The sequence below is a fragment of the Microbacterium halotolerans genome, assembly GCF_003569805.1.
Classification (GTDB): Bacteria; Actinomycetota; Actinomycetes; order Actinomycetales; family Microbacteriaceae; genus Microbacterium; species Microbacterium halotolerans.
In genome coordinates this window covers 273942-293855 of record NZ_KZ984054.1, presented here as the reverse complement: position 1 = coordinate 293855, position 19914 = coordinate 273942, and the positions used below count along the sequence as shown (strand labels likewise).

The following is a 19914-nucleotide window of genomic DNA, read 5'->3' as shown; positions in this document are numbered from 1 at the left end:
GAGCGCCGGGTCTTTGCGGAGAGAGTGCTTTCCGCAAAGACCCGGCGCTGTCTTCGACGACGCAGTTCCACGGGGCGACCCGCGTAGTGCCCCTATGGGGGTCGGTCGAACCGCGAGCGGTTGTGAATGAGCAGCTGGCGGCTGACAGCGCGTGCCATCGCGGAGCATGGCGAACAGGGCAACAGAGCTGCGTCCGACGAGGGATGAGTGCCTGGATATGGCGCTCTCCTCGGTGATCTCGCGGCCGTATAGGCGCGCGAGTCGGGTTCGCTGATCGCGGCGAACAGTAACATCGCGCATTTCAGTGTCCTGTTGCCGCACCTGGAGAAGCGCTTGGCGTTGGGGCACTCTTATGGTGCGCCGAAGGAGGACACGATGCATGTCTCACCATCGTCTGAACAGAGAGGCTCGATCCCGAGGCTTCCCGGCGGTCAGCTCGTCGAGCGCCCCCGCCTGCTCCAGCGCCTCGATGCTCTGGCGCCGGTGAGCATCCTGCGCGGTCTGCAAGGAACCGGGAAAACCACACTGGCCATCCAGTGGGCGCTGCACCGCGAACAAGCGGGCGATCATGTCCTGTGGCTCGATGCCGGCGACGATGTCGATGTCGCCGGCAGTCTCACGGCCCAAGCCGCCGAACGAGACTCAGCTCCCTCCGACGGGGCGTGCACCATCCTGGTCCTCGACGAAGCCCACCTCTTCGCCGAGGAGATCCTGGATCTGCTGCGCGATCGACTCCTCCACGACAGCGGTTTCAATCTGCTCCTGTGTGCCAGGCAAGCGCATCAGATCGGGCCCATCGCCCGGTTCTGCGAGCTGGAAACCACGGTTCTGACCAGCCGTGATCTGAATGCGGCACCGCACGAGCTGACGGAGTTCGCCGCCTCCTGGGGACACGATCTTTCCGACGAACACGCTGACCTGCTGTATGCCGAGATCGGCGGCCAGCTGGGAGTCACTCGTCATGCACTCGACGGCAGGCATCCCGCGGATGATCCGCACGGCCTGGCTGCAGCAGCCAGGCTGGTCCGTGAGGAGATCCTGTCCCAGATCACCGATCGGCAGACGTTGCATGCTGCCATGGCTCTGGCTGTGCCTCAGCAGGTTCCTGAGGGACTGGTGATGCGGTTGCTGGCCGACACCGACGACAAGGGCGGTCGTCTGCCTCTGGCACAGACCGAGCGCCTCGAGAAGCTCGGGCTGATAGATCCGCGTCCTGGCGACGGTGCCGGCAGAGTATGGGGCTTCCCGAGTCTCATCCGCACGGTGCTGGTGGATACGTTCACCAGCGCTCATCCGGCTGAGGCGGTGCACGCGCACAAGGTCACTGCCCGCTTCCTGTCGGAGACCGCGAACGGCACCGAGATCGGCCGGGTCATCCACCACGCCCGTGCCGGTCAGGATTGGGATCTGCTGGCGACGGTGTGGAACGCCGACGGCCTGTGGCTGACCGTCACCGACGCTCCCGCCGTCGCTGCCGGCTACCGGGACCTTCCCGCTGGCGTCGTGGATGCCTATCCCGGGCTCGCCCTGGCGAGTTCGGTCGCGGCGCGGCTGCCTGCATCGCCCGACGACGAGGCCGAGACTCCTGTGGTGCGGGGTTATGCGGCGGCCGGATGGGTGCAGCACGCGACCGCGAGGACGGATGCGGGAGTGCTTGACGTGTCCTCGCAGATTATCGCTGCCCGCGCCATCGGGGCGGTTGCCAGGGCGCAGCACCTCGGCGCCCAGCATGAGGCCCTCGTCTGCGGCAGTGGCGCCACTTCGAGCGCAGCGACCCGGGCCTGGTTCGACCTGCAATGGGGGCTCTCAGCCTACGCGGGGCTGGACGGCAGCCGCGCCCTGCAGCTGTTCGCCCGTGCCGTCGGCACCGCCCGTGCTGGCGGTGCCGGGTTCATCGTCTCCGCCGCTGCAGGACAGCAGGCGCTCATGAGCGCGATCGCTGGTCACACCCGCGACGCCGCCGATCATCTCGCAGTGCAGGCCGCCATCGACACACGCGGCCAGTGGCTCCACCACACCGTCACCTGCTCCGCCCACATCACGAACGCGATGCTCCGGCTCGACCGGCTCGACCCGCACGCGAGCGACGAGCTGGACATGGCTGGAGACGGAGCCGACGGGAGCGAGGAATGGGATGTGTTCGCGTGGATGCGCACCCAGCACGCCCTGCTGTTCGGCGACCCTGTCACCGCGCTGACCGAGGTCAATCACCTCGTCGCGCTGCGTGACGGGCTGATCCCGCCACAGGGCCGTGCGCAGCTTTCCGTCGACCGGAGCATCGCCGACCTGTTCCTGGCCCTCGGCGAACTCAACCGGGCAGAACGCCACTTGCGCGATGCTACTACCGGAGCCCGGTACAGCGCCCTGGACGTGCAGCGTGCCCGACTCGCGCTGATCGCTGGGAACTACCCCACCGCACGCCGCATCTCCTCTCGAGCAGTGTGGGATCAGAACACCATGCTGCGCGACCGCGCGGACCTGTTCATGATCAAAGCAGCGGCTGCCCTGGCTATGGGCGATGAGGGCCACGCCACCGAGACGTTCTCCCGCGGTCATACCATCGCCGACGATGTCGGCACGCTCATACCGTATGCGATGCTGCCGCACGGCGTCAGGCACCGTCTGCTCGATCTGATCGGCAACCCCCTCACCAGCGCCGAACTGGGCCGTATCGACGCCTGCCGCTCCGTCTACCCCGACCGCGGGCACCTCATCGTCCTCACCCAACGCGAAGCGACCGTGCTGTACCAGATGGCCAAGCACGAGACTCTCGCCGATGTCGCCACCGCCCTGCTGGTTTCGCTCAACACCGTGAAGAAGCAGGCTGCCGCCGTCTACACCAAGCTCGGCGTGCATGACCGGGCCACCGCGCTGCTGCACGCCCACAGGTTGGGTCTCCTGCCCGAACCTGACCCCCGCCCAGCGCCGCAACACCCGTGGACGGCCGTTGATCCGCCATGACGTCACATGTCTCGACCCACCAGCCACGGTCGCACACGCCACCGCGTCCGCCTGCGTCCTCGTCGTCACGATCGCCGGCGCGCTCCTCATCTGGTTCTCCGCCAGCAAGCACGGACCGGCAACGCCCGCACAAAGTCGAAACCTGCCCCGTCATCAGACGGGGCAGGTTTCGACTTTCTCAACTTACGTGGACCCAGCGGGACTCGAACCCGCGACCCCCTGCATGCCATGCAGGTGCGCTACCAGCTGCGCCATGGGCCCATATCGCTTCCCCGGTTCTCCGGGGCAACTCAATGAGTTTACATCACCGATTTGGGGGAAGCGAAATCACATCACGCCCCGGGCGCGCCGCCTGCTTCCGCTGCCGCACCGGGCTGTTCCGGCAGTTCGATGGGAATCGACGGGCAGTCCTTCCAGAGCCGCTCGAGCGCATAGTAGGACCGCTCCTCCTCGTGGAAGACGTGCGCGACCACGTCGCCGAAGTCGACGAGCACCCAGCGCGAGGACTGCCGACCCTCGCGTCGCAGGCGCTTGTGGCCCGCCTCGATCATCCGGTCCTCGACCTCGTCGGCGATCGCCGCGACGTTGCGCTCGTTGCGGCCCGTGACGATCAGGAACACGTCGACCAACGGCATCGGCGCAGACACGTCGAGGGCGACGAGGTCGGTGCCTCCCTTGGCGTCGGCTGCTGCGGCCGCGACCTGCAGCATGTCGAGCGATTCAGCGGAGGGCATCTATAGGATCTCCCAGTCGTTGTTCGTACAGGGCGGCTGGAGCCGTCATGGTCAGTTGAGTGCGCCGGTCGCGAAGACGTACACGACCACGCCGATCAGGGCAACGCCGAGGACACCGGCTGTGATGCCCAGGGTGAGCATCAGCCCATGATTCTTCTCCGGCGCGGGCGGCCGGATGACCTCACCCGGTGATTTCGAGGTGCTCACCGCGCTCGACGCCGAGATCGGCGTCGGCGACGAGTGCTGCGGTATCTCACCATCGATCAGAACGTCGTCGACGTCCCTGCCGTCGGTGGTGCCCTTCGCCGCACCGTGGGTGCCGATTCCCTCCGGCAGAGAATGCGAACTGGTCAGGATCAGTTCACCCGTGGCGGTGATCGGCGCATTCAGCGCAGCCGTGCCCGGCATGTCCTTCAGGATGAGGGCGGAGGCGTTGCCTGATGTCGAACCGCTCGACTCGAGAGAGCGCTGGAACGCCTCCGCAGCGAGCTCGCTCGTGTCGCTTCCGGATGCCGCTGTCTCGTTCGGAGCCTGAGTCGCCTCATCATCCGGGGCGGTCTCGGTTTCGCCTGCGTGCGCGTCCTCGCGTTCCTTCGCCTCTCGGCGCTCGACCGCCTCACGCTCCGCCTGCTCGCGCTCGGCACGCTGACGCTCCTCAGCCTGACGGAACACCGCGGCGCCGAAGCTCGCTCCCACCTGGGGCCGTTCGTCGTCCGCAGCGTCCTGTGAGCCTGTTGCCGGGTTCTCGTGCTGTGAGTCTTCGAAGCCGACGGGCAGCTTCGCCTCGTCGGCATCCTCGGCCGCGGTCTCGGCCACAAGGGGTTCCGCCGTCGCTGCTTCGCTGTCGGCAACGGGTACCGTCGGCGATGCGACGTGCTCGGCATCCGACGTGCCTTCAGCATCTGCCTCACGATCGGCGACGGCAGGTGCGGCGTCGACGGCGTGCTCCGACTCGACCACGTCGATCTGGCTCGTGCGCAGTCGATGCATCCGCATCTCTCTGCGCGTCAGAGGCTTCGGCTCCTCTTCCGGCTCGGGCTCGGCTTCGGCGGCTGGAACGCCCTCGCCCGCATCCGCCGAGGCGTCCGCGTCGAACGCGTGCTCGTCGCCAGCCACCGGATCTGCCTGTTCCTCCTGCGGCGCCGCAGTGTCGTCCGTCTGGTCCTCGTCGACGGTCGGCAGTTGGCCGGTGCGACGCAACTCCTTCAGCTGACGCCTGGTCAGCGGCTGTTCTGGGGTGCTCATGCTGCCTTGCTCCGATACAGATGATGCTTCGCGATGTACTGCACGACGCCGTCGGGTACGAGATACCACACGGGATACCCGCGCTCGACGCGGTCACGGCAGTCCGTCGACGAGATCGCGAGCGCGGGAATCTCCAGCAGGCTCACGTCGGTGGTGGGGAGCCGTTCGATGTCGAGTGCGTGCCCCGGCCTGGTGACGGCGACGAAATGGGCGAGTTCCCACAATTCGTCGGCGTCGCGCCATCCCATGATCTGCTCGATCGCGTCGGCGCCCGTGATGAAGAACAGCTCCGCCTCCGGACGCTCCCTGCGCAGATCGCGAAGGGTGTCCACCGTGTAGGTCGCGGTCCTGCGGTCGATGTCGACGCGACTCACAGTGAAGCGAGGGTTCGACGCCGTTGCGATGATCGTCATCTCGTACCGCGACTCCGCCGGGGACACCGCGGGCTTGTGTGACGGCTGGCCCGTGGGAACGAAGATCACCTCATCGAGCGCGAACGACTCAGCCGCCTCGCTGGCGGCGACGAGGTGACCGTGATGGATCGGGTCGAAGGTGCCGCCCATCACCCCGATCCGCGGTGCGCGAGTCTGCTCAGTCACGAAATTGGCCTAGTGGCCGTGCCCCGCCTCGTGCGACGACGGCTCGTGCGCACGCTCGACCTTGTCGGCGTGGCGGTTGGCGACGTTGCGGTATGAGAACGTCACGAGCCCGAGCAGGGCGAACACCGCAGCGGCGATGATGCCGTACGGCAGGGTCTCGAGCGCGATGTTCCCGTGCTGCTCCTCAGCAGCCGTCACAAGCGCGGAGATGAAGGTCATCCTGACTCCGTTCAGTACTTTTCGTCCAGTTTATCGCGCCCCGACCTTATCCTCGGCCGAGAGCCCGGAGCGTCGCGACGCGGGTGCTACTCGCGGACCTGGCCGGAGCCGCGCACGAGCCATTTGGTGCTCGTGAGCTCGCTCAGCCCCATGGGGCCCCGCGCGTGCAGCTTCTGTGTCGACACGCCCACTTCGGCGCCGAACCCGAACTCGCCTCCGTCGGTGAACCGCGTCGATGCGTTCACCATCACGACGGCCGAATCGACTTCCGCGAGGAATCGGTCTGCGCGGCACGTGTCGGTCGTCACGATCGACTCGGTGTGACCGGTCGAGTAGCTCCGGATGTGCTCGATCGCGTCGTCGAGCGAGTCGACCACGCCCATCGTCACATCGAGGCTGAGGTACTCGGTCGCCCAGTCCTCCTCCGTTGCGGGAACCACGCCGTCGGCGAGTGAGCTCACGCGGTCATCGCCGTGCACCGTGACGCCGCTCGCCTGCAGTGCCGCGACGATCGGCCCGACCAGCCGCTCTGCGGCGCCGCGGTGCACGAGCACCGTCTCGGCCGCGTTGCAGACGCTCGGGCGCTGGACCTTCGCGTTCACCACGATGTCGCGCGCCCAGTCATCGGGCGCAGACTCATCGAGCACGACGTGCACCACCCCGGAGCCTGTCTCGATCACGGGAACGGTCGACTCCGTCACGACAGTCCAGATGAGGCGCGCGCTGCCGCGCGGGATGAGCACGTCCACGAACCCGCGGCCGTTCATCAGTGCGGCCGTTCCGTCGCGACCGAAGTCGTCGACGCTCTGGATCACGTCCTCAGCGATGCCGCCGTCGGCGAGGGCGGATCGCATCTCCTGCAGGAGCACGGCGTTCGTGCTTCTGGCAGCGCTGCCGCCGTAGAGCACCGCGGCGTTCCCCGAGCGCAGAGCGAGGGCGGCGATGTCGACGGTCACGTTCGGGCGCGCCTCATAGATCGCGCCGACCACGCCGAATGGCACTCGCACCTGCTCGACCTGCACGCCGTTGGGCAGTCTGTGCCCGCGCAGCACCTGTCCGACAGGATCCGGAAGCGCCGCGATCTCGCGCAGAGATGCCGCCAGCCCCGCGATGCGCCCCGTGTCGAGACGCAGACGGTCAAGCAGCGCGGTGCTGAGCCCCTCGCGCTCGCCTCGGGAGAGATCGTCGGCATTGGCATCGACGATGCGGGCTTCGGCGGCGATGAGCGCGTCCGCGATCGCGTGCAGGACTCGCGTCTTGCCGTCGCTGGTGAGCCGTGCAGCCTCACGCGAAGCGTCCTTGGCCGCGGCGAGTCGTTCCTGCGGGGTCTCGCCCTGCCCGGTCGCCTGCTCGATGGTGCCTGTCACCGCTGTGCTCACCTGCGTCGCCTCGTCTCGTCGTCTCGCGCTATTCGGCCAGTGTATCGAGCGCGCCGGTGGTCGCGACTCGCTCGAGGTCGGCCGGCTCGAACCATGTGCCGACCTGCTCTCCGCGAAGGGCCGACCATGCCAGATCGGCGCCTGTCACGAGCACGCCGATACCGGCGGCCGCGGCGTGCAGCGCAGCGGAGGCCTTGGTCGCCGCTCCCCCGGTGCCCACGCTGTTGACCACCGTCGCACCGAACTCCAGTCCGGCGAGATCCTGACCGAAGGCCACGGTCTCGAGCCGCTCCGCACCCGGTTCCGCAGGCGGCTTCGTGTAGAGCGAGTCGATGTCACTGAGCAGCACGAGTGCGTCGGCCCCGACCATCCGTGCGACCAGAGCCGCGAGACGATCGTTGTCGCCGAACCGGATCTCGTGGGTCGCTACCGTGTCGTTCTCGTTGACGATGGGCAGCACCCGCAGCCCGAGCAGCCGGTCGATCGCACGACGGGCGTTGCTGCGGGCCGTCGCATCCTCGAAGTCGCGTGAGGTGAGCAGCACCTGCGCGGCGACGATATCGAACGGACGAAGTGCATCCTGGTAGCGGTACACGAGCACGTTCTGTCCGACGGCCGCCGCTGCCTGCTGCGTGGCGAGGTCGGTCGGCCGCGAGTCGAGATCGAGGAACGGCATGCCGGTGGCGATCGCGCCGGATGAGACCAGCAGCACCTCGGTTCCGCGCTCGTATGCATCGACCAGCGCCGCGACGATCATCGGAATGCGCCGCTTGGCCTCTCCGCTGATCGACGATGAGCCGACCTTGATGACGATGCGCTTCGCACCGACCAGGTCGGCACGGGTGCGAGCGCTCACTCGTCCTCCTCGCTCGCGCGCGCGTCCCCCGACTCCCATTCGCCGCGGCTCGACAGTCGCCGCTGCTCCTCGTCATCGCGTTCGACGGAACGCGCATCCATGAGGCGGTGGTACTCCTCGCGGCGCTCGTTCGTCGTTCGGCGCCCCTCGACGCCGCTGAAGCGCATGTCGGTTCCGCGCGGCGAGGGCGTCAGCTCCGCCGCCGACGAGATCGTCGGCTCCCAGTCGAACACGACGCTGTCGTCGCCGGTGCCGATGGTGACGGTCGACCCGGGCACGGCACCGAGGCGGTAGAGCTCGTTCTCGATGCCGAGCTTCTCGAGCCTGTCGCCGAGGAAGCCGACGGCCTCTTCGTTCTGGAAGTCGGTCTGCTGCATCCAGCGCAGCGGCTTGTCGCCGAGGATGCGGTACACCTTGCCGTACGTTCCGCCCTCGACCCGGATCTCGAAGTCGCGCTCCGAGCCCTTCGGTCGGATGACGATGCGCTCCGGCGTCTCCTCGACCGGGGCGGCCGCGCGATGCTCTTCGATCAGCTGGCCGAGCGCGAACGTGAGCTCGCGCAGACCGCTGTGCGCCACAGCCGATACCTCGAAGACCCGGTAACCGAGCGCCTCGATGTCGCCGCGCACGAACTCCGCGAGCTCGCGCGCCTCCGGCACGTCGACCTTGTTCAGCACAACGACCTGCGGCCGGTCCAGCAGAGGCGTCTGCCCCTCTGGCACATCGTAGGAGGAGAGCTCGGCCCTGATCGTCTCGAGGTCCGTGATCGGGTCGCGCCCCGGATCGAGTGTGGCGCAGTCGAGCACGTGCACGAGCGCCGTGCAGCGCTCGACGTGCCGGAGGAACTCGAGACCGAGACCTCGCCCCTCGCTCGCGCCCTCGATCAGGCCGGGCACGTCGGCGACCGTGTACCGCATGTCACCGGCCTGCACGACGCCGAGGTTGGGCTGCAGCGTCGTGAAAGGGTACTCCGCGATCTTCGGACGCGCGGCCGAGGCCGCCGCGATCAGACTCGACTTCCCGGCAGAGGGGAACCCCACCAGCGCCACGTCGGCAACCGTCTTCAGTTCGAGGACGACGTCGCCCGTCCAGCCCGGCGTGCCGAGCAGAGCGAAGCCGGGAGCCTTGCGCTTGGGGGACGACAGCGCAGCATTGCCGAGGCCGCCGCGTCCACCGGGGGCGGCGATGAACCGCATGCCGGGGTGCACCATGTCGACGAGCACCTCACCGGAGGGATCCTTCACCACCGTGCCGATCGGAACCGGGAGCTCGAGGTCCTCACCCTGGTATCCCGAGCGCATGTCACCTGCGCCTTCGCCGCCCTTGACGGACTTCCGGTGCGGCGAGTGGTGGTAGTTCAGCAGCGTTGTGGTCTGCGGGTCGGCGACCAGAATGATGTCACCGCCGTCACCGCCGTTCGCGCCGTCCGGCCCGCCGAGCGGCTTGAACTTCTCGCGCTTCACGGAGACGCAGCCGTTGCCGCCTCGCCCTGCCTGCAGGTGCAGCGTCACCTCGTCGACGAACGTGACCATGGTGCCTCACTAGCGTTGATGCCGTGCCCGGATGCTCCATCCGGAAAAAGAAGGAACGGGGCGAGCCGAAGCCCGCCCCGTTCCGAAAGCTATCGCGTCATGCGACCGATCAGGCTGCGACGACGTTGACGACCTTGCGACCGCCCTTGTGACCGAACTCCACGGCGCCCGTCTCGAGAGCGAACAGCGTGTCGTCCTTGCCACGACCGACGTTGACGCCGGGGTGGAACTTGGTGCCGCGCTGGCGAACGAGGATCTCGCCTGCGTTGACCTCCTGACCGCCGAAGCGCTTGACTCCGAGGTACTGGGGGTTGGAATCGCGACCGTTACGGGATGAGCTTGCGCCCTTCTTATGTGCCATTTCGAGCCTTCCGCGCTTACTTGATACCGGTGATCTTGACGCGCGTGAGGTCCTGACGGTGCCCCTGGCGCTTCTTGTAGCCGGTCTTGTTCTTGAACTTCTGGATGACGATCTTCGGACCGCGCAGGTCCTTGACGATCTCAGCGGTGACCTTGATCTTCGCCAGCTTGTCTGCGTCGGACGTCACGGTGTCGCCGTCCACGAACAGAACGGCGGGGAGCTCGATGGTCTCGCCCTGTGCCGCCTGGACACGGTTCAGCTGGATCACCGAGCCGACCTCGACCTTCTCCTGTCGGCCACTGGCGCGCACAATTGCGTATACCACTTCATACCTGTTTCATCGGGGAGCTCGTGGCTCCGAAATCACACGGGAGGACTGCGGCCTGCTACTGACGCAGGCTCCGGGGCGCGGACTCGGGCTGCTCAACTGAGGCCCTCGGGAGGAATCACCTCACGCACCAACGGTTAACTTTACCGGACGACGGCGTTTCAGGCAAAGCGCGCCGCCCGCGTGTCTGGTCGTAGGCTCAGATCATGAGTGTGCTGATCGACAAACCGATGTGGCCGGCGCACGGGCGACTGTGGGCGCACCTCGTCAGCGACGCGTCGCTCGACGAGCTGCACGCCTTCGCCGCTGACCAAGGCCTGCACCCGCGCAGCTTCGACCTGGACCACTACGACGTCCCTGAAGAGGTCGTCGATCGCCTCATCGCAGCCGGCGCCGAGCCGGTGACGGGCCGCGACCTCGTCCGCCGCCTCACGGCATCCGGGCTCCGTGTGCGCCAGCGCGACCGCCCCTGACGCCCTATTTCTTCATTTCTGGCACATCTGCGGTGGTGTGCCCACCCGGAGATGTGCCAGAAATGAAGAGTTGCGCAGTGGCGTCAGTCGTCGGTGGGGTTGACCTCGACGGCGGTGCCAGTGAGGGCTGCGGTTGTGACGCGACGGCTCTTGGTGCGGTTGCGGCCGTGTCCGGGTTCCTTGGGCTCGGGCAGTGCGCTGAGAACCGAGTCGAGCAGCTGCTCCTTCTCGGACTTCGGTCGCTCGGGAGCCTGCTCGGTCCGCTGACCGCGGTCCTGTTTGTCCGAGCGCTTGCGCCGGGGCTTCTTCGACCGCTCCTCCGCGGCGGGCTCCTGGCGGGGGCCCTCTGGCAGTGCGATCTCGACGGCGGGATCCTTCTGCTCCGGCTCCTGCGCTGCTGGGATCGTCGATGCCGCGATCTGCGCCAGTGCCGACTTCACGCCGTCGGTGATGACGTGGGTCGCACCATTGCCGCTGCTGTTCCCGTGCGAGCCCGACGCGTCGTTCGATCCCTGCTTGTGAGATCCGCTGCCGTTCGAGCCGCCGCCGCCCCGACCGCGACGACTGCCGCCGCCGGACGAACGGTGCTTGGCAACCGGATCGTGATGCACGATCACGCCGCGGCCTGCGCAGACCTCGCACGCCTCGCTGAACGTCTCGAGCAGCCCCAGGCCGAGCTTCTTGCGCGTCATCTGCACGAGCCCGAGTGACGTCACTTCGGCGACCTGATGCTTGGTGCGATCACGGCTGAGGCACTCGATGAGACGGCGCAGCACGAGGTCGCGGTTCGACTCGAGCACCATGTCGATGAAATCGACCACGACGATTCCGCCGATGTCGCGCAGCCGCAGCTGGCGCACGATCTCCTCCGCGGCCTCGAGGTTGTTCTTGGTGACGGTCTCTTCGAGATTGCCGCCGCTTCCGACGAACTTGCCCGTGTTCACGTCGACCACAGTCATCGCCTCGGTGCGGTCGATGACGAGGGAGCCGCCGGAGGGCAGCCAGACCTTGCGGTCGAGCGCCTTCTCGATCTGCTCCGTCACGCGGAAGGCGTCGAACGGATCCTGCTCGCCGTCGTAGCGCTCGACGCGGTCGAGCAGATCGGGTGCGACCTGCTCGAGGTAGGTTGTGATGGTGCCGTATGCGTCATCGCCCTGGATGAGCATCTTCGTGAAGTCCTCATTGAAGACGTCGCGGACGATCTTGACCAGCAGGTCGGGTTCGCTGTGCAGCAGGCTCGGGGCGCTGCCCTTCTCCACGGCCTGCCTGACGTGCTCCCACTGGCTGGTCAGACGGTTGACGTCGCGCGTGAGCTGTTCCTCAGTGGCGCCCTCTGCCGCGGTGCGCACGATGACGCCGCTGGACGAAGGAAGCACCTGCTTCAGGATCTTCTTCAGCCGCTGCCGCTCGTTGTCCGGAAGCTTGCGCGAGATGCCGTTCATCGAGCCGCCCGGCACGTAGACCAGGTAGCGACCCGGCAGTGAGACCTGACTCGTCAGACGGGCACCCTTGTGGCCGACCGGATCCTTCGTCACCTGCACCAGCACGCGGTCGCCCGGCTTGAGCGCGAGTTCGATGCGGCGAGGCTGGTTGCCGGTCTCGACGGCGTCCCAGTCGACCTCGCCTGAGTAGAGCACGGCGTTGCGTCCGCGCCCGATGTCGACGAATGCAGCCTCCATGCTGGGGAGCACGTTCTGCACCCGGCCGAGGTAGACGTTGCCGATCAGCGACGCGTCCTGGTCGCGCGCGACATAGTGCTCGACCAGCACCTTGTCCTCGAGCACGCCGATCTGCACGCGGCCCTTCTTCGAGCGCACCACCATCTGGCGATCGACCGACTCGCGTCGGGCGAGGAACTCCGCTTCGGTGACGACCGACCGCCGGCGACCGGCCTCACGGCCGTCCCTGCGGCGCTGCTTCTTAGCCTCGAGGCGTGTCGAGCCCTTGATGGCCTGCGGCTCCGTGATCAGCTCGGGCTGACGATCGGATCCGCCGCCCTTGCCGCCGCGGCGACGGCGCCTGCGGTTGCCGCGCGCCGATGAGTCATCGTCATCATCGCGCGAGTCGTCACGCCGATCATCATCGCGACGACCGTCGATGCGCGGGTCGGCGTCGCGCGAAAGCGCCGGCAGCGGGGCGATCTCCGGTGCGTAGAAGTGCAGCGCAGTCGACGGCGATGACACGAACGTCTCCGGAAGCAGCCCCAGGCTCACCGCGGTGAGGCGCTCCGGTTCCTCCGGCTCGGATTCGTTCGTCTCCGGTGCAGGTTTCTCCGCGGTCGACGCATCCGGTGATCCGACTGCCTCGTCGCCGCGATTCTGCTCGCCGTCGGCCGCTCCAGCGGGAGCCTGCTCGTCCGGGGCGTCGCCCGGCTTGTCGTCGTCTGCTGCGACCGGATCCGGGTTCTTCCCGCCCTGCGCAGTCGCCCGCTCCTCGGCCGACTCGTCTGCAACGGAGGCCGCATCGTCCTGAGCCGCTTCATCACCGGCGCCCTCCGGCGCAGTGCTGCGATCCGGATCTCCGGTGTCATCCGCCCGCCCGGCGTCGCGCTGATCCCCGGCCACGCCCTCAGGGGCGTCGTTCCACTCGACCGCGGACTCCCCCGGCGTGTCGTTGACCGACCCCGCGACCGCGTCGGGCGCCGCCTCGGCGCGTCGCGTCGCTACCTCCTCGGCAGGGGCGGTGTCGAAGGTGTCGTGCTCGCTGTGTTCATTGTTCTCATCGGCCATCTCTGGCGTACTCCTCGACGAGCGCTTGTGCGCGCCCGGAATTCTCGAGCGAGCCCTTCCCGGGCCCGCGAACTGCGTCGACCGGCGTTCGCTCTGGTCGCGAGAGGCTTCCGCCTCGAAGTCTCTTCAGCGCGGTTCGCGGATCCCCCGCGGGTTGCGCCTTGCGTGCCATTATCGCATGCGCGGATCAGAGGGCGTGTATCTGACGGTGTCATAATCTGCTCATGCCCAGCACACGCACCCGGCCGACTGCCCTCGGCGTCTGGTTGATCATCGCGGCCGTGATCGGATGGATCGCGGCTTTCACCCTCACGATCGAGAAGTTCGACGTGCTGGAGAACCCCGGCACGACTGCCGGCTGCGACTTCAGCGTCCTCGTGCAGTGCACGAAGAATCTCAACGAGTGGCAGGGATCGGCCTTCGGCTTCCCGAACCCCCTCATCGGAGTCGCCGGGTGGATGGCGCCGCTCGTCGTCGGCGTGGCGATCCTCGGCGGGGTGAGGTTCCCGAAGTGGTTCTGGGCGCTGTTCACAGTCGGCATGACCTTCGCCTTCGGCTTCATCTGCTGGCTCATCTTCCAGTCGATCTTCAGCCTGTCGACGCTGTGCCCGTGGTGCATGGTGACGTGGTCGGTCACCATTCCGTCGTTCTACGCCGTCGTGCTGCACGCCATCCGCATCGGCGCGATCCCCCTCGGGTCCCGTGCGGGAAAGGCGGCCGACAAGCTGGCCGGCTGGGTACCGCTGTTCACGGTCGTGAGCTACGCGATCATCGCGGTGCTTGCACAGATCCGGCTGAACGTGCTGGTCGAATTCCTCTAGCCCGGATGCACGGAGCCCCCACCGCAGCGCGGCGGGGGCTCCGTTCCTGCTCAGAACCAGATCGAGAGTTCCCGGGCCGCCGACTCCTGGCTGTCCGAACCGTGCACGAGGTTCTGCTGCACCTTCAGGCCCCAGTCGCGACCGAGGTCCCCGCGGATCGTTCCCGGCGCGGCGCTGGTCGGGTCGGTGGTGCCGGCCAGTGACCGGAAGCCCTCGATGACGCGATCGCCTGTGAGGCGGATGGCGACCGACGGGCCCGACATCATGAACTCGAGCAGCGGCTCGTAGAACGGCTTGCCCTCGTGCTCCGCGTAGTGCTTCGCGAGGCGTTCGCGGCTGGGCTCTACGAGGCGCAGGTCGACGAGCGAGTACCCCTTGCGCTCGATGCGCGCGAGGATCTCACCGGTCAGGCCGCGGGCGACGCCGTCCGGCTTGACGAGGACGAGGGTCTCTTCCGTAGGCATGTGTTCCTCTTTCGTTCGTGAGGGCCCGGCGCGTGTCCCCGGGTGCCCTGCGATCTTCCGTCGCGGCGACACGATCGTCACCGACGCGAACAGGTCGACACCAGTCTGTCAGGCCTCGCCGCCGTGTTCCCGCTCGTACGCGGCGCGCTGGCGCTGCACGCGCCGTTCCGTGCGTGAGCCCCACACCACGGCGTACGCCCACAGGCCGCCGAAGACCAGTGCCGCGATGAACAGGCCCGTCTCGAGGAACCCGCCGAGCAGCACGATCACCTGCAGCGCCCATCCGACGGCGTAGCCCCATGGCCAGCGCAGCAGCCCGGATGCGAGGAAGAACAGCACGGCCATCACGCAGCCGGCCACCACTCCCCACCATGCGGGCATCGGCCCCGTCGCGTCGAGCCCGTAGAGCACCAGGCCTCCGAGGAACGCCACGAGCGCCTCGCTGACCAGGACGATCTGCCCGAGCTTCTCCTGCAGCGGGCGATAGCGGGCCTGCTTCGGCTGCTCCTGCGTCATCCGCGCTCCACGTCCTTCCAGCCTTCCGCCTCCGCGAGGGCGATCGCCTCACCGACGAGCACGACCGAGCCGGAGATGACGACGGCGCGCTTCTCCGCCCCGTTCGCCCACTCCCGTGCGGCTTCGGCGGCGTCGGAGAGATCGCGGTGCACCGTGGCGCGCTGACCGGTCGCCTCGATGAGATCCGCGAGGAAGTCGGCCGAGTCGGCGCGCGGCGAGTCGGGCTCGGTCACGAACATGTGGGCGGCGACGGGCGAGAGCTGAGCGATGATGCCCGCTGCGTCTTTGTCGTCGAGCACGCCGAGAACGACGCCCCACTCCTGGATGTCGAACGCGTCCTGCAGCGCGCGCGCCAGCGAGGCCGCGCCGTGCGGGTTGTGCGCGGCATCGATGATCACGGTCGGCTCCACGCCGACGAGCTGCAGCCGCCCCGGTGAGACGACCTCCTGCAGCCCCTCGGAGAGCACGTTGTCGGCGATCTGCTGCGACGCATCGCCGATCAGCGACTCCACAGCGGCCACGGCCAGGGCGGCGTTCTCGCCCTGGTGCCGTCCGAACAGCGGCAGATACTGCTCCTCATATGCGCCCGTCAGGCCTCGGATGGAGACGAGCTGGCCGCCGACGGCGAGCTTGCTCTCCGAGAGGGCGAAGTCCTCGCCCTCGAAGGAGACGGTCGCACCCTGCTCCTTCGCGACACGGCGCAGCACTGCTTCGGCCTCGGGCGTCTGCTGCGCCGAGACCGCACGAGCGCCCGGCTTGATGATGCCGGCCTTGACCTCGGCGATCTTCTCGATCGTGTCGCCGAGCCGATCCGCATGGTCGAGCGCGATGGGCGCGAACACCGCGACGTCGCCGTCCGCCGTGTTCGTCGAGTCCCAGGAGCCGCCCATACCCACCTCGAGCACGAGCACATCGACGGGAGCGTCCGCGCAGGCGGCGAAGGCGAGCACCGTCAGCAGCTCGAAGAACGTCAGCGGCTCTTCATCGGACTCCGACAGCTCCGCGTCGACCATGTCGACGAACGGCGAGATCTCGTCCCATGCATCGGCCACCGCATCGTCGGCGATGGGTTCGCCGTCGATCAGGATCCGCTCGGTGAACCGCGTCAGGTGAGGGCTGGTGAACAGACCGGTGCGCAGACCGTGGGCCCGCACGAGCCGCTCCACGATGCGCGCCGTCGACGTCTTGCCGTTCGTGCCGGTGACGTGCACGACCCGGAAGGTGTGCTGCGGGTCGGCGAGCAGCTCCAGCACGCGTGCCGTGCGCTCCTTGCGCGGCTGCACCCACCGCTCGCCCGCCCTCGCCAGCAGCGTCTCGTAGACGGCATCCGCGCGGTTGCGGTCGTTGTCGCTCATCGGCTCTCCACCTGCACGGTCTCGACGACCACGCGCGTCACGGCGACGCGGATGTCGCCTGCATTGGCATAGGTTCCCGCCGGAATCTTCTGGTCGAACTCCGCGTCGGGCTCGAACGATCCGTCGAACAGCTCGCACCCGCCGACGGCCAGCGTCTCGCCCGCGACGTCCGCCACATCGAACCCGGCACGGACGGCCTCTGCGTCCTCCGGTGAGGAGAAGCCGAGCTCGAGCCGGATCCGGTCGCTGACGTCGAAGCCCGCGGCCTTGCGTGTGTCCTGCACGGCCCGGATGACGTCGCGCGCCAGCCCCTCGGCCTCCAGCTCCGGTGTGGTCGTCGTCTCGAGCAGTACGAAGCCGCCGCTCGGCAGCAGCGCGAGCGCTTCGCCATCCGGACGCCCCGTCGTCTCCAGCGCCAGCTCGTACTCGCCGTCGGCGAGGACGATTCCCGCGGCCGTCACCACGCCGTCCGTCTCCGACCAGTCGCCGGTCTTCGACGCCCTGATCACCTGCTGCACCTGCTTACCCAAGCGCGGGCCCGCCGCGCGAGCGTTCACCGTGAGGCTGTGGGAGATACCGTAGTCCGCTGCGGTGCTCTCGCCCAACTCGACGAGCGACACCTGCTTGACGTTCAACTCCTCGCGCAGAATGCCGTCGAAGCGGGCCAGTGCGTCCGTGCCCGACGTCACGACGGTCAGCTTCTGCAGCGGCAGGCGCACGCGCAGGCCCTGCTTCTTGCGCAGCGCGTTGGCCACGCTCGATGCCTCGCGCACGCTGTCCATTGCGCGGCGGATCTCGGCCGCATCCGGGAATTCGCCCGCATCCGGCCAGTCGGTCAGGTGCACGCTCCGCCCACCGGTGAGGCCCTGCCACACACGCTCGGAGATGAGCGGAAGCAGCGGCGCGGCAACGCGCGTGAGCGTCTCCAGCACGGTGTACAGCGTGTCGAAGGCCTCGGTGCTGGCCGGATCGTCCGTCACGCCCTGCCAGAACCGGTCGCGCGAGCGGCGCACGTACCAGTTGGTGAGCACCTCGGCGAAGTCGCGCAGCCGTGCGGACGCCGTGGTCGAGTCGAGCGCGTCCAGGTCGGCGGCGACATCGCGCACCAGCTCACCGAGCAGCGTCAGGATGTAGCGGTCGAGCACGTCGGTCGAGTTCGTGGAGCGCTTCGCCTCGTAGCCCGCGGCGTTGGCGTAGGTGGCGAAGAAGTACCACGAGTTCCACAGCGGCAGCATGAACTCTCGCACGCCCGCACGGATGCCCTCCTCGGTGACCGAGAGGTTGCCTCCGCGCAGCACGGACGACGACATCAGGAACCAGCGCATCGCGTCGGAGCCGTCGCGGTCGAACACCTCGTTGACATCCGGATAGTTGCGCAGCGACTTCGACATCTTCTGACCGTCGTTGCCGAGCACGATGCCGTGACAGCTGACGCCCGTGTAGGCCGGGCGGGCGAACAGCGCCGTCGACAGCACGTGCATCACGTAGAACCAGCCGCGGGTCTGCCCGATGTACTCGACGATGAAGTCGGCCGGCGCGTGAGCGTCGAACCAGTCCTTGTTCTCGAACGGGTAGTGCACCTGCGCGAACGGCATCGATCCGGAGTCGAACCAGACGTCGAAGACGTCCTCGATCCGGCGCATCGTCGACCGCCCCGTCGGGTCATCCGGGTTCGGGCGGGTGAGGTCGTCGATGTACGGGCGGTGCATGTCGACCTCGCCCCGCTCGTCCACCGGCAGTCGGCCGAAGTCGCGCTCGAGCTCCTCGAGCGAGCCGTACACGTCGACGCGGGGGTGGTTCGGGTCGTCCGACTTCCACACCGGGATCGGCGAGCCCCAGTAGCGGTTGCGGCTGATCGACCAGTCGCGTGCGCCCTCGAGCCACTTGCCGAACTGCCCGTGCTTGACGTTCTCGGGCGCCCAGGTGATCTGCTCGTTGTTCGCGAGCAACTCGTCCTTGATCTCCGTGACGCGCACGAACCAGCTCGACACCGGCATGTAGATCAGCGGGTTGCGGCAGCGCCAGCAGTGCGGGTAGCTGTGCTCGTACGAGCGCAGCCGCAGCAGCCTGCCGTTCTGGCGGAGCAGCCGCACGATCGGCGTGTTCGCATCCGACCACAGTTGGCCTGCGACATCCGGAACCATGTCGAGGAACCGGCCGTCGGCACCGAGCGAGACGATCGACGGGATGCCGTGCGCCTCGTGCACGCGGTGGTCGTCCTCACCGTAGGGCGCCTGGTGCACGATGCCGGTGCCGTCGCCCGTGGTCACGTAGTCGTCGGCGATGACCTGCCATGCGTTCTGCGTGCCCCAGGTCTCGACGTCGGTGAAGTACTCGAACAGCGGCTCGTAGGTCGCGCCCGCCAGCTCTGCGCCTGTGACGCGCATCCGGATGGCGGCGACCGCCTCATCCGGCTCGTCGTAGCCGAGCTCACTCGCGTGAGCGGCGACCAGATCGGCCGCGAGCAGGAACTCCTCACCTGCGGCGCCCTCCGCCGCGCCGTTCGGACCGACAGGCACCACCGCGTACTCGACGCCGGGGCCGACGGCGAGCGACAGGTTCGTCGGCAGCGTCCACGGCGTGGTCGTCCAGGCCAGCGCCCGCACGCCCGCGATGCCGAGCTGCTGCGCCTTCTCCCCCGTGAAGGGGAACGACACCGTCACCGACGGGTCCTGCCTGTCCTGGTAGACGTCGTCGTCCATCCGGAGCTCGTGGTTGCTCAGCGGCGTCTGGTCGCGCCAGCAGTACGGCAGCACGCGGTAGCCCTCGTAGGCGAGGCCGCGGTCGTAGAGCTGCTTGAACGCCCAGAGCACGCTCTCCATGAAGCCGGGGTTGAGGGTCTTGTACCCGTTCTCGAAGTCCACCCAGCGTGCCTGGCGGGTGACGTAGTCCTGCCACTCCCGCGTGTACGCCAGCACGGACTCGCGTGCCTTGGCGTTGAAGGCGTCGACGCCCATCGCCTCGATCTCGCTCTTCTCGGTGATGCCGAGCTGCTTCATCGCCTCGAGTTCGGCGGGGAGGCCATGCGTGTCCCAGCCGAAGACGCGGTCGACCTTCTTGCCTCGCATCGTCTGGAAGCGCGGGAACAGGTCCTTCGCGTATCCGGTGAGAAGGTGTCCGTAGTGCGGAAGGCCGTTCGCGAACGGCGGGCCGTCGTAGAACACCCATTCATCGGCGCCCGCGCGCTGCTCGATCGACGCGCGGAACGTATCGTCCTGCTCCCAGAACGTCAGGACATCGCGCTCGACGTCGGGGAATCGTGGCGACGGAGTCACGCGGCTCGCACCATCGGCGGCCGGTCCGAACGCGGACTTCGGGTAGGTCATCTTCATGGGCTCCAGC

Annotated in this window: 17 protein-coding genes and 1 tRNA gene; 3 read left to right on the top strand and 15 right to left on the bottom strand. The window is 67.9% G+C overall.

Translation table 11 applies throughout. The features are described 5' to 3' along the window. The first annotated feature begins 375 nt into the window (after positions 1-375). Complete coding sequence (locus DZG09_RS15055; protein ID WP_119698531.1) at positions 376-2961, top strand: helix-turn-helix transcriptional regulator; 2586 nt, start codon at positions 376-378, stop codon at positions 2959-2961. Positions 2962-3149: 188 nt separating this feature from the next. On the opposite strand, the gene DZG09_RS15050 is transcribed toward DZG09_RS15055, so the two are convergent. The 10 genes from DZG09_RS15050 to rplU all read right to left on the bottom strand — a co-directional run bounded on the left by DZG09_RS15050 (position 3150) and on the right by rplU (position 10211). After that, positions 3150-3222, bottom strand: a tRNA-Ala gene (locus DZG09_RS15050). Between the two features lie 71 nt (positions 3223-3293). Beyond that, on the bottom strand, positions 3294-3695 hold the full coding sequence (rsfS, locus tag DZG09_RS15045; RefSeq protein ID WP_119698530.1) for a ribosome silencing factor: 402 nt from the start codon (positions 3693-3695) through the stop codon (positions 3294-3296). A 51-nt stretch (positions 3696-3746) separates the two neighbouring features. Further along, positions 3747-4940, bottom strand: coding sequence for a prolipoprotein diacylglyceryl transferase (locus DZG09_RS15040; RefSeq protein ID WP_119698529.1), 1194 nt, complete (start codon positions 4938-4940; stop codon positions 3747-3749). Further along, on the bottom strand, positions 4937-5539 hold the full coding sequence (nadD, locus tag DZG09_RS15035) for a nicotinate-nucleotide adenylyltransferase (protein WP_276116291.1): 603 nt from the start codon (positions 5537-5539) through the stop codon (positions 4937-4939). Before nadD ends, DZG09_RS15040 begins: the two co-directional genes overlap by 4 nt. Before the next feature lie 9 nt (positions 5540-5548). Next, on the bottom strand, positions 5549-5758 hold the full coding sequence (locus DZG09_RS15030; protein ID WP_119698527.1) for a hypothetical protein: 210 nt from the start codon (positions 5756-5758) through the stop codon (positions 5549-5551). Between the two features lie 86 nt (positions 5759-5844). Next, the gene (locus DZG09_RS15025; protein ID WP_240424082.1) at positions 5845-7137 is read right to left on the bottom strand and encodes a glutamate-5-semialdehyde dehydrogenase; all 1293 of its coding nucleotides are present in this window, start codon (positions 7135-7137) and stop codon (positions 5845-5847) included. Positions 7138-7165: 28 nt separating this feature from the next. Further along, entirely contained in the window at positions 7166-7993 is an 828-nt protein-coding gene (gene proB, locus DZG09_RS15020; RefSeq protein ID WP_119698526.1) for a glutamate 5-kinase, read from the bottom strand. Next, positions 7990-9525, bottom strand: coding sequence for a GTPase ObgE (gene obgE / locus DZG09_RS15015; RefSeq protein WP_119698525.1), 1536 nt, complete (start codon positions 9523-9525; stop codon positions 7990-7992). Before obgE ends, proB begins: the two co-directional genes overlap by 4 nt. Positions 9526-9634: 109 nt before the next feature. Then, positions 9635-9886, bottom strand: coding sequence for a 50S ribosomal protein L27 (gene rpmA / locus DZG09_RS15010; protein WP_087055521.1), 252 nt, complete (start codon positions 9884-9886; stop codon positions 9635-9637). 16 nt (positions 9887-9902) lie between these two features. Next, positions 9903-10211, bottom strand: coding sequence for a 50S ribosomal protein L21 (gene rplU / locus DZG09_RS15005; RefSeq protein WP_119698524.1), 309 nt, complete (start codon positions 10209-10211; stop codon positions 9903-9905). Positions 10212-10420: 209 nt separating this feature from the next. Here rplU and DZG09_RS15000 point away from each other — a divergent pair, with 209 nt between their 5' ends. Further along, positions 10421-10687: a DUF4031 domain-containing protein gene (locus DZG09_RS15000; RefSeq protein ID WP_119698523.1), complete on the top strand. Its 267-nt coding sequence runs from the start codon at positions 10421-10423 to the stop codon at positions 10685-10687. A gap of 83 nt (positions 10688-10770) precedes the next feature. Here the strand turns inward: DZG09_RS15000 and DZG09_RS14995 are convergent, their stop codons facing one another. Beyond that, complete coding sequence (locus tag DZG09_RS14995; protein ID WP_240424081.1) at positions 10771-13416, bottom strand: Rne/Rng family ribonuclease; 2646 nt, start codon at positions 13414-13416, stop codon at positions 10771-10773. A 224-nt stretch (positions 13417-13640) separates the two neighbouring features. Here DZG09_RS14995 and DZG09_RS14990 point away from each other — a divergent pair, with 224 nt between their 5' ends. Further along, a complete protein-coding gene (locus DZG09_RS14990) occupies positions 13641-14237 on the top strand; it encodes a vitamin K epoxide reductase family protein (RefSeq protein WP_119698522.1) in 597 nt (198 codons plus the stop codon). 50 nt (positions 14238-14287) lie between these two features. Here DZG09_RS14990 and ndk read toward each other — a convergent pair whose 3' ends face one another. The 4 genes from ndk to ileS form a co-directional block, all read right to left on the bottom strand. Beyond that, entirely contained in the window at positions 14288-14701 is a 414-nt protein-coding gene (gene ndk / locus DZG09_RS14985) for a nucleoside-diphosphate kinase (RefSeq protein ID WP_119698521.1), read from the bottom strand. Positions 14702-14809: 108 nt separating this feature from the next. Next, positions 14810-15217, bottom strand: coding sequence for a DUF4233 domain-containing protein (locus DZG09_RS14980; RefSeq protein ID WP_119698520.1), 408 nt, complete (start codon positions 15215-15217; stop codon positions 14810-14812). Next, positions 15214-16572, bottom strand: a complete 1359-nt coding sequence (locus DZG09_RS14975) for a bifunctional folylpolyglutamate synthase/dihydrofolate synthase (RefSeq protein WP_119698519.1) — start codon at positions 16570-16572, stop codon at positions 15214-15216. Before DZG09_RS14975 ends, DZG09_RS14980 begins: the two co-directional genes overlap by 4 nt. Beyond that, positions 16569-19898 carry an isoleucine--tRNA ligase gene (gene ileS / locus DZG09_RS14970; RefSeq protein WP_119698583.1) on the bottom strand — a complete coding sequence of 1110 codons (3330 nt, stop codon included), beginning with the start codon at positions 19896-19898 and terminating at the stop codon, positions 16569-16571. Before ileS ends, DZG09_RS14975 begins: the two co-directional genes overlap by 4 nt. Positions 19899-19914 lie beyond the last annotated feature (16 nt).

Excerpts from the sequence above, each read along its gene's own strand:
- ileS (WP_119698583.1), bottom strand. The coding sequence starts at position 19,898 with ATGACCTACCCGAAGTCCGCGTTCGGACCGGCCGCCGATGGTGCGAGC.
- DZG09_RS14975 (WP_119698519.1), bottom strand. The coding sequence starts at position 16,572 with ATGAGCGACAACGACCGCAACCGCGCGGATGCCGTCTACGAGACGCTG.
- rpmA (WP_087055521.1), bottom strand. The coding sequence starts at position 9,886 with ATGGCACATAAGAAGGGCGCAAGCTCATCCCGTAACGGTCGCGATTCC.
- DZG09_RS14995 (WP_240424081.1), bottom strand. The coding sequence starts at position 13,416 with ATGGCCGATGAGAACAATGAACACAGCGAGCACGACACCTTCGACACC.
- ndk (WP_119698521.1), bottom strand. The coding sequence starts at position 14,701 with ATGCCTACGGAAGAGACCCTCGTCCTCGTCAAGCCGGACGGCGTCGCC.
- DZG09_RS14980 (WP_119698520.1), bottom strand. The coding sequence starts at position 15,217 with ATGACGCAGGAGCAGCCGAAGCAGGCCCGCTATCGCCCGCTGCAGGAG.
- rsfS (WP_119698530.1), bottom strand. The coding sequence starts at position 3,695 with ATGCCCTCCGCTGAATCGCTCGACATGCTGCAGGTCGCGGCCGCAGCA.
- DZG09_RS15055 (WP_119698531.1), top strand. The coding sequence starts at position 376 with ATGCATGTCTCACCATCGTCTGAACAGAGAGGCTCGATCCCGAGGCTT.
- DZG09_RS15030 (WP_119698527.1), bottom strand. The coding sequence starts at position 5,758 with ATGACCTTCATCTCCGCGCTTGTGACGGCTGCTGAGGAGCAGCACGGG.
- DZG09_RS14990 (WP_119698522.1), top strand. The coding sequence starts at position 13,641 with ATGCCCAGCACACGCACCCGGCCGACTGCCCTCGGCGTCTGGTTGATC.
- obgE (WP_119698525.1), bottom strand. The coding sequence starts at position 9,525 with ATGGTCACGTTCGTCGACGAGGTGACGCTGCACCTGCAGGCAGGGCGA.
- DZG09_RS15000 (WP_119698523.1), top strand. The coding sequence starts at position 10,421 with ATGAGTGTGCTGATCGACAAACCGATGTGGCCGGCGCACGGGCGACTG.
- DZG09_RS15040 (WP_119698529.1), bottom strand. The coding sequence starts at position 4,940 with ATGAGCACCCCAGAACAGCCGCTGACCAGGCGTCAGCTGAAGGAGTTG.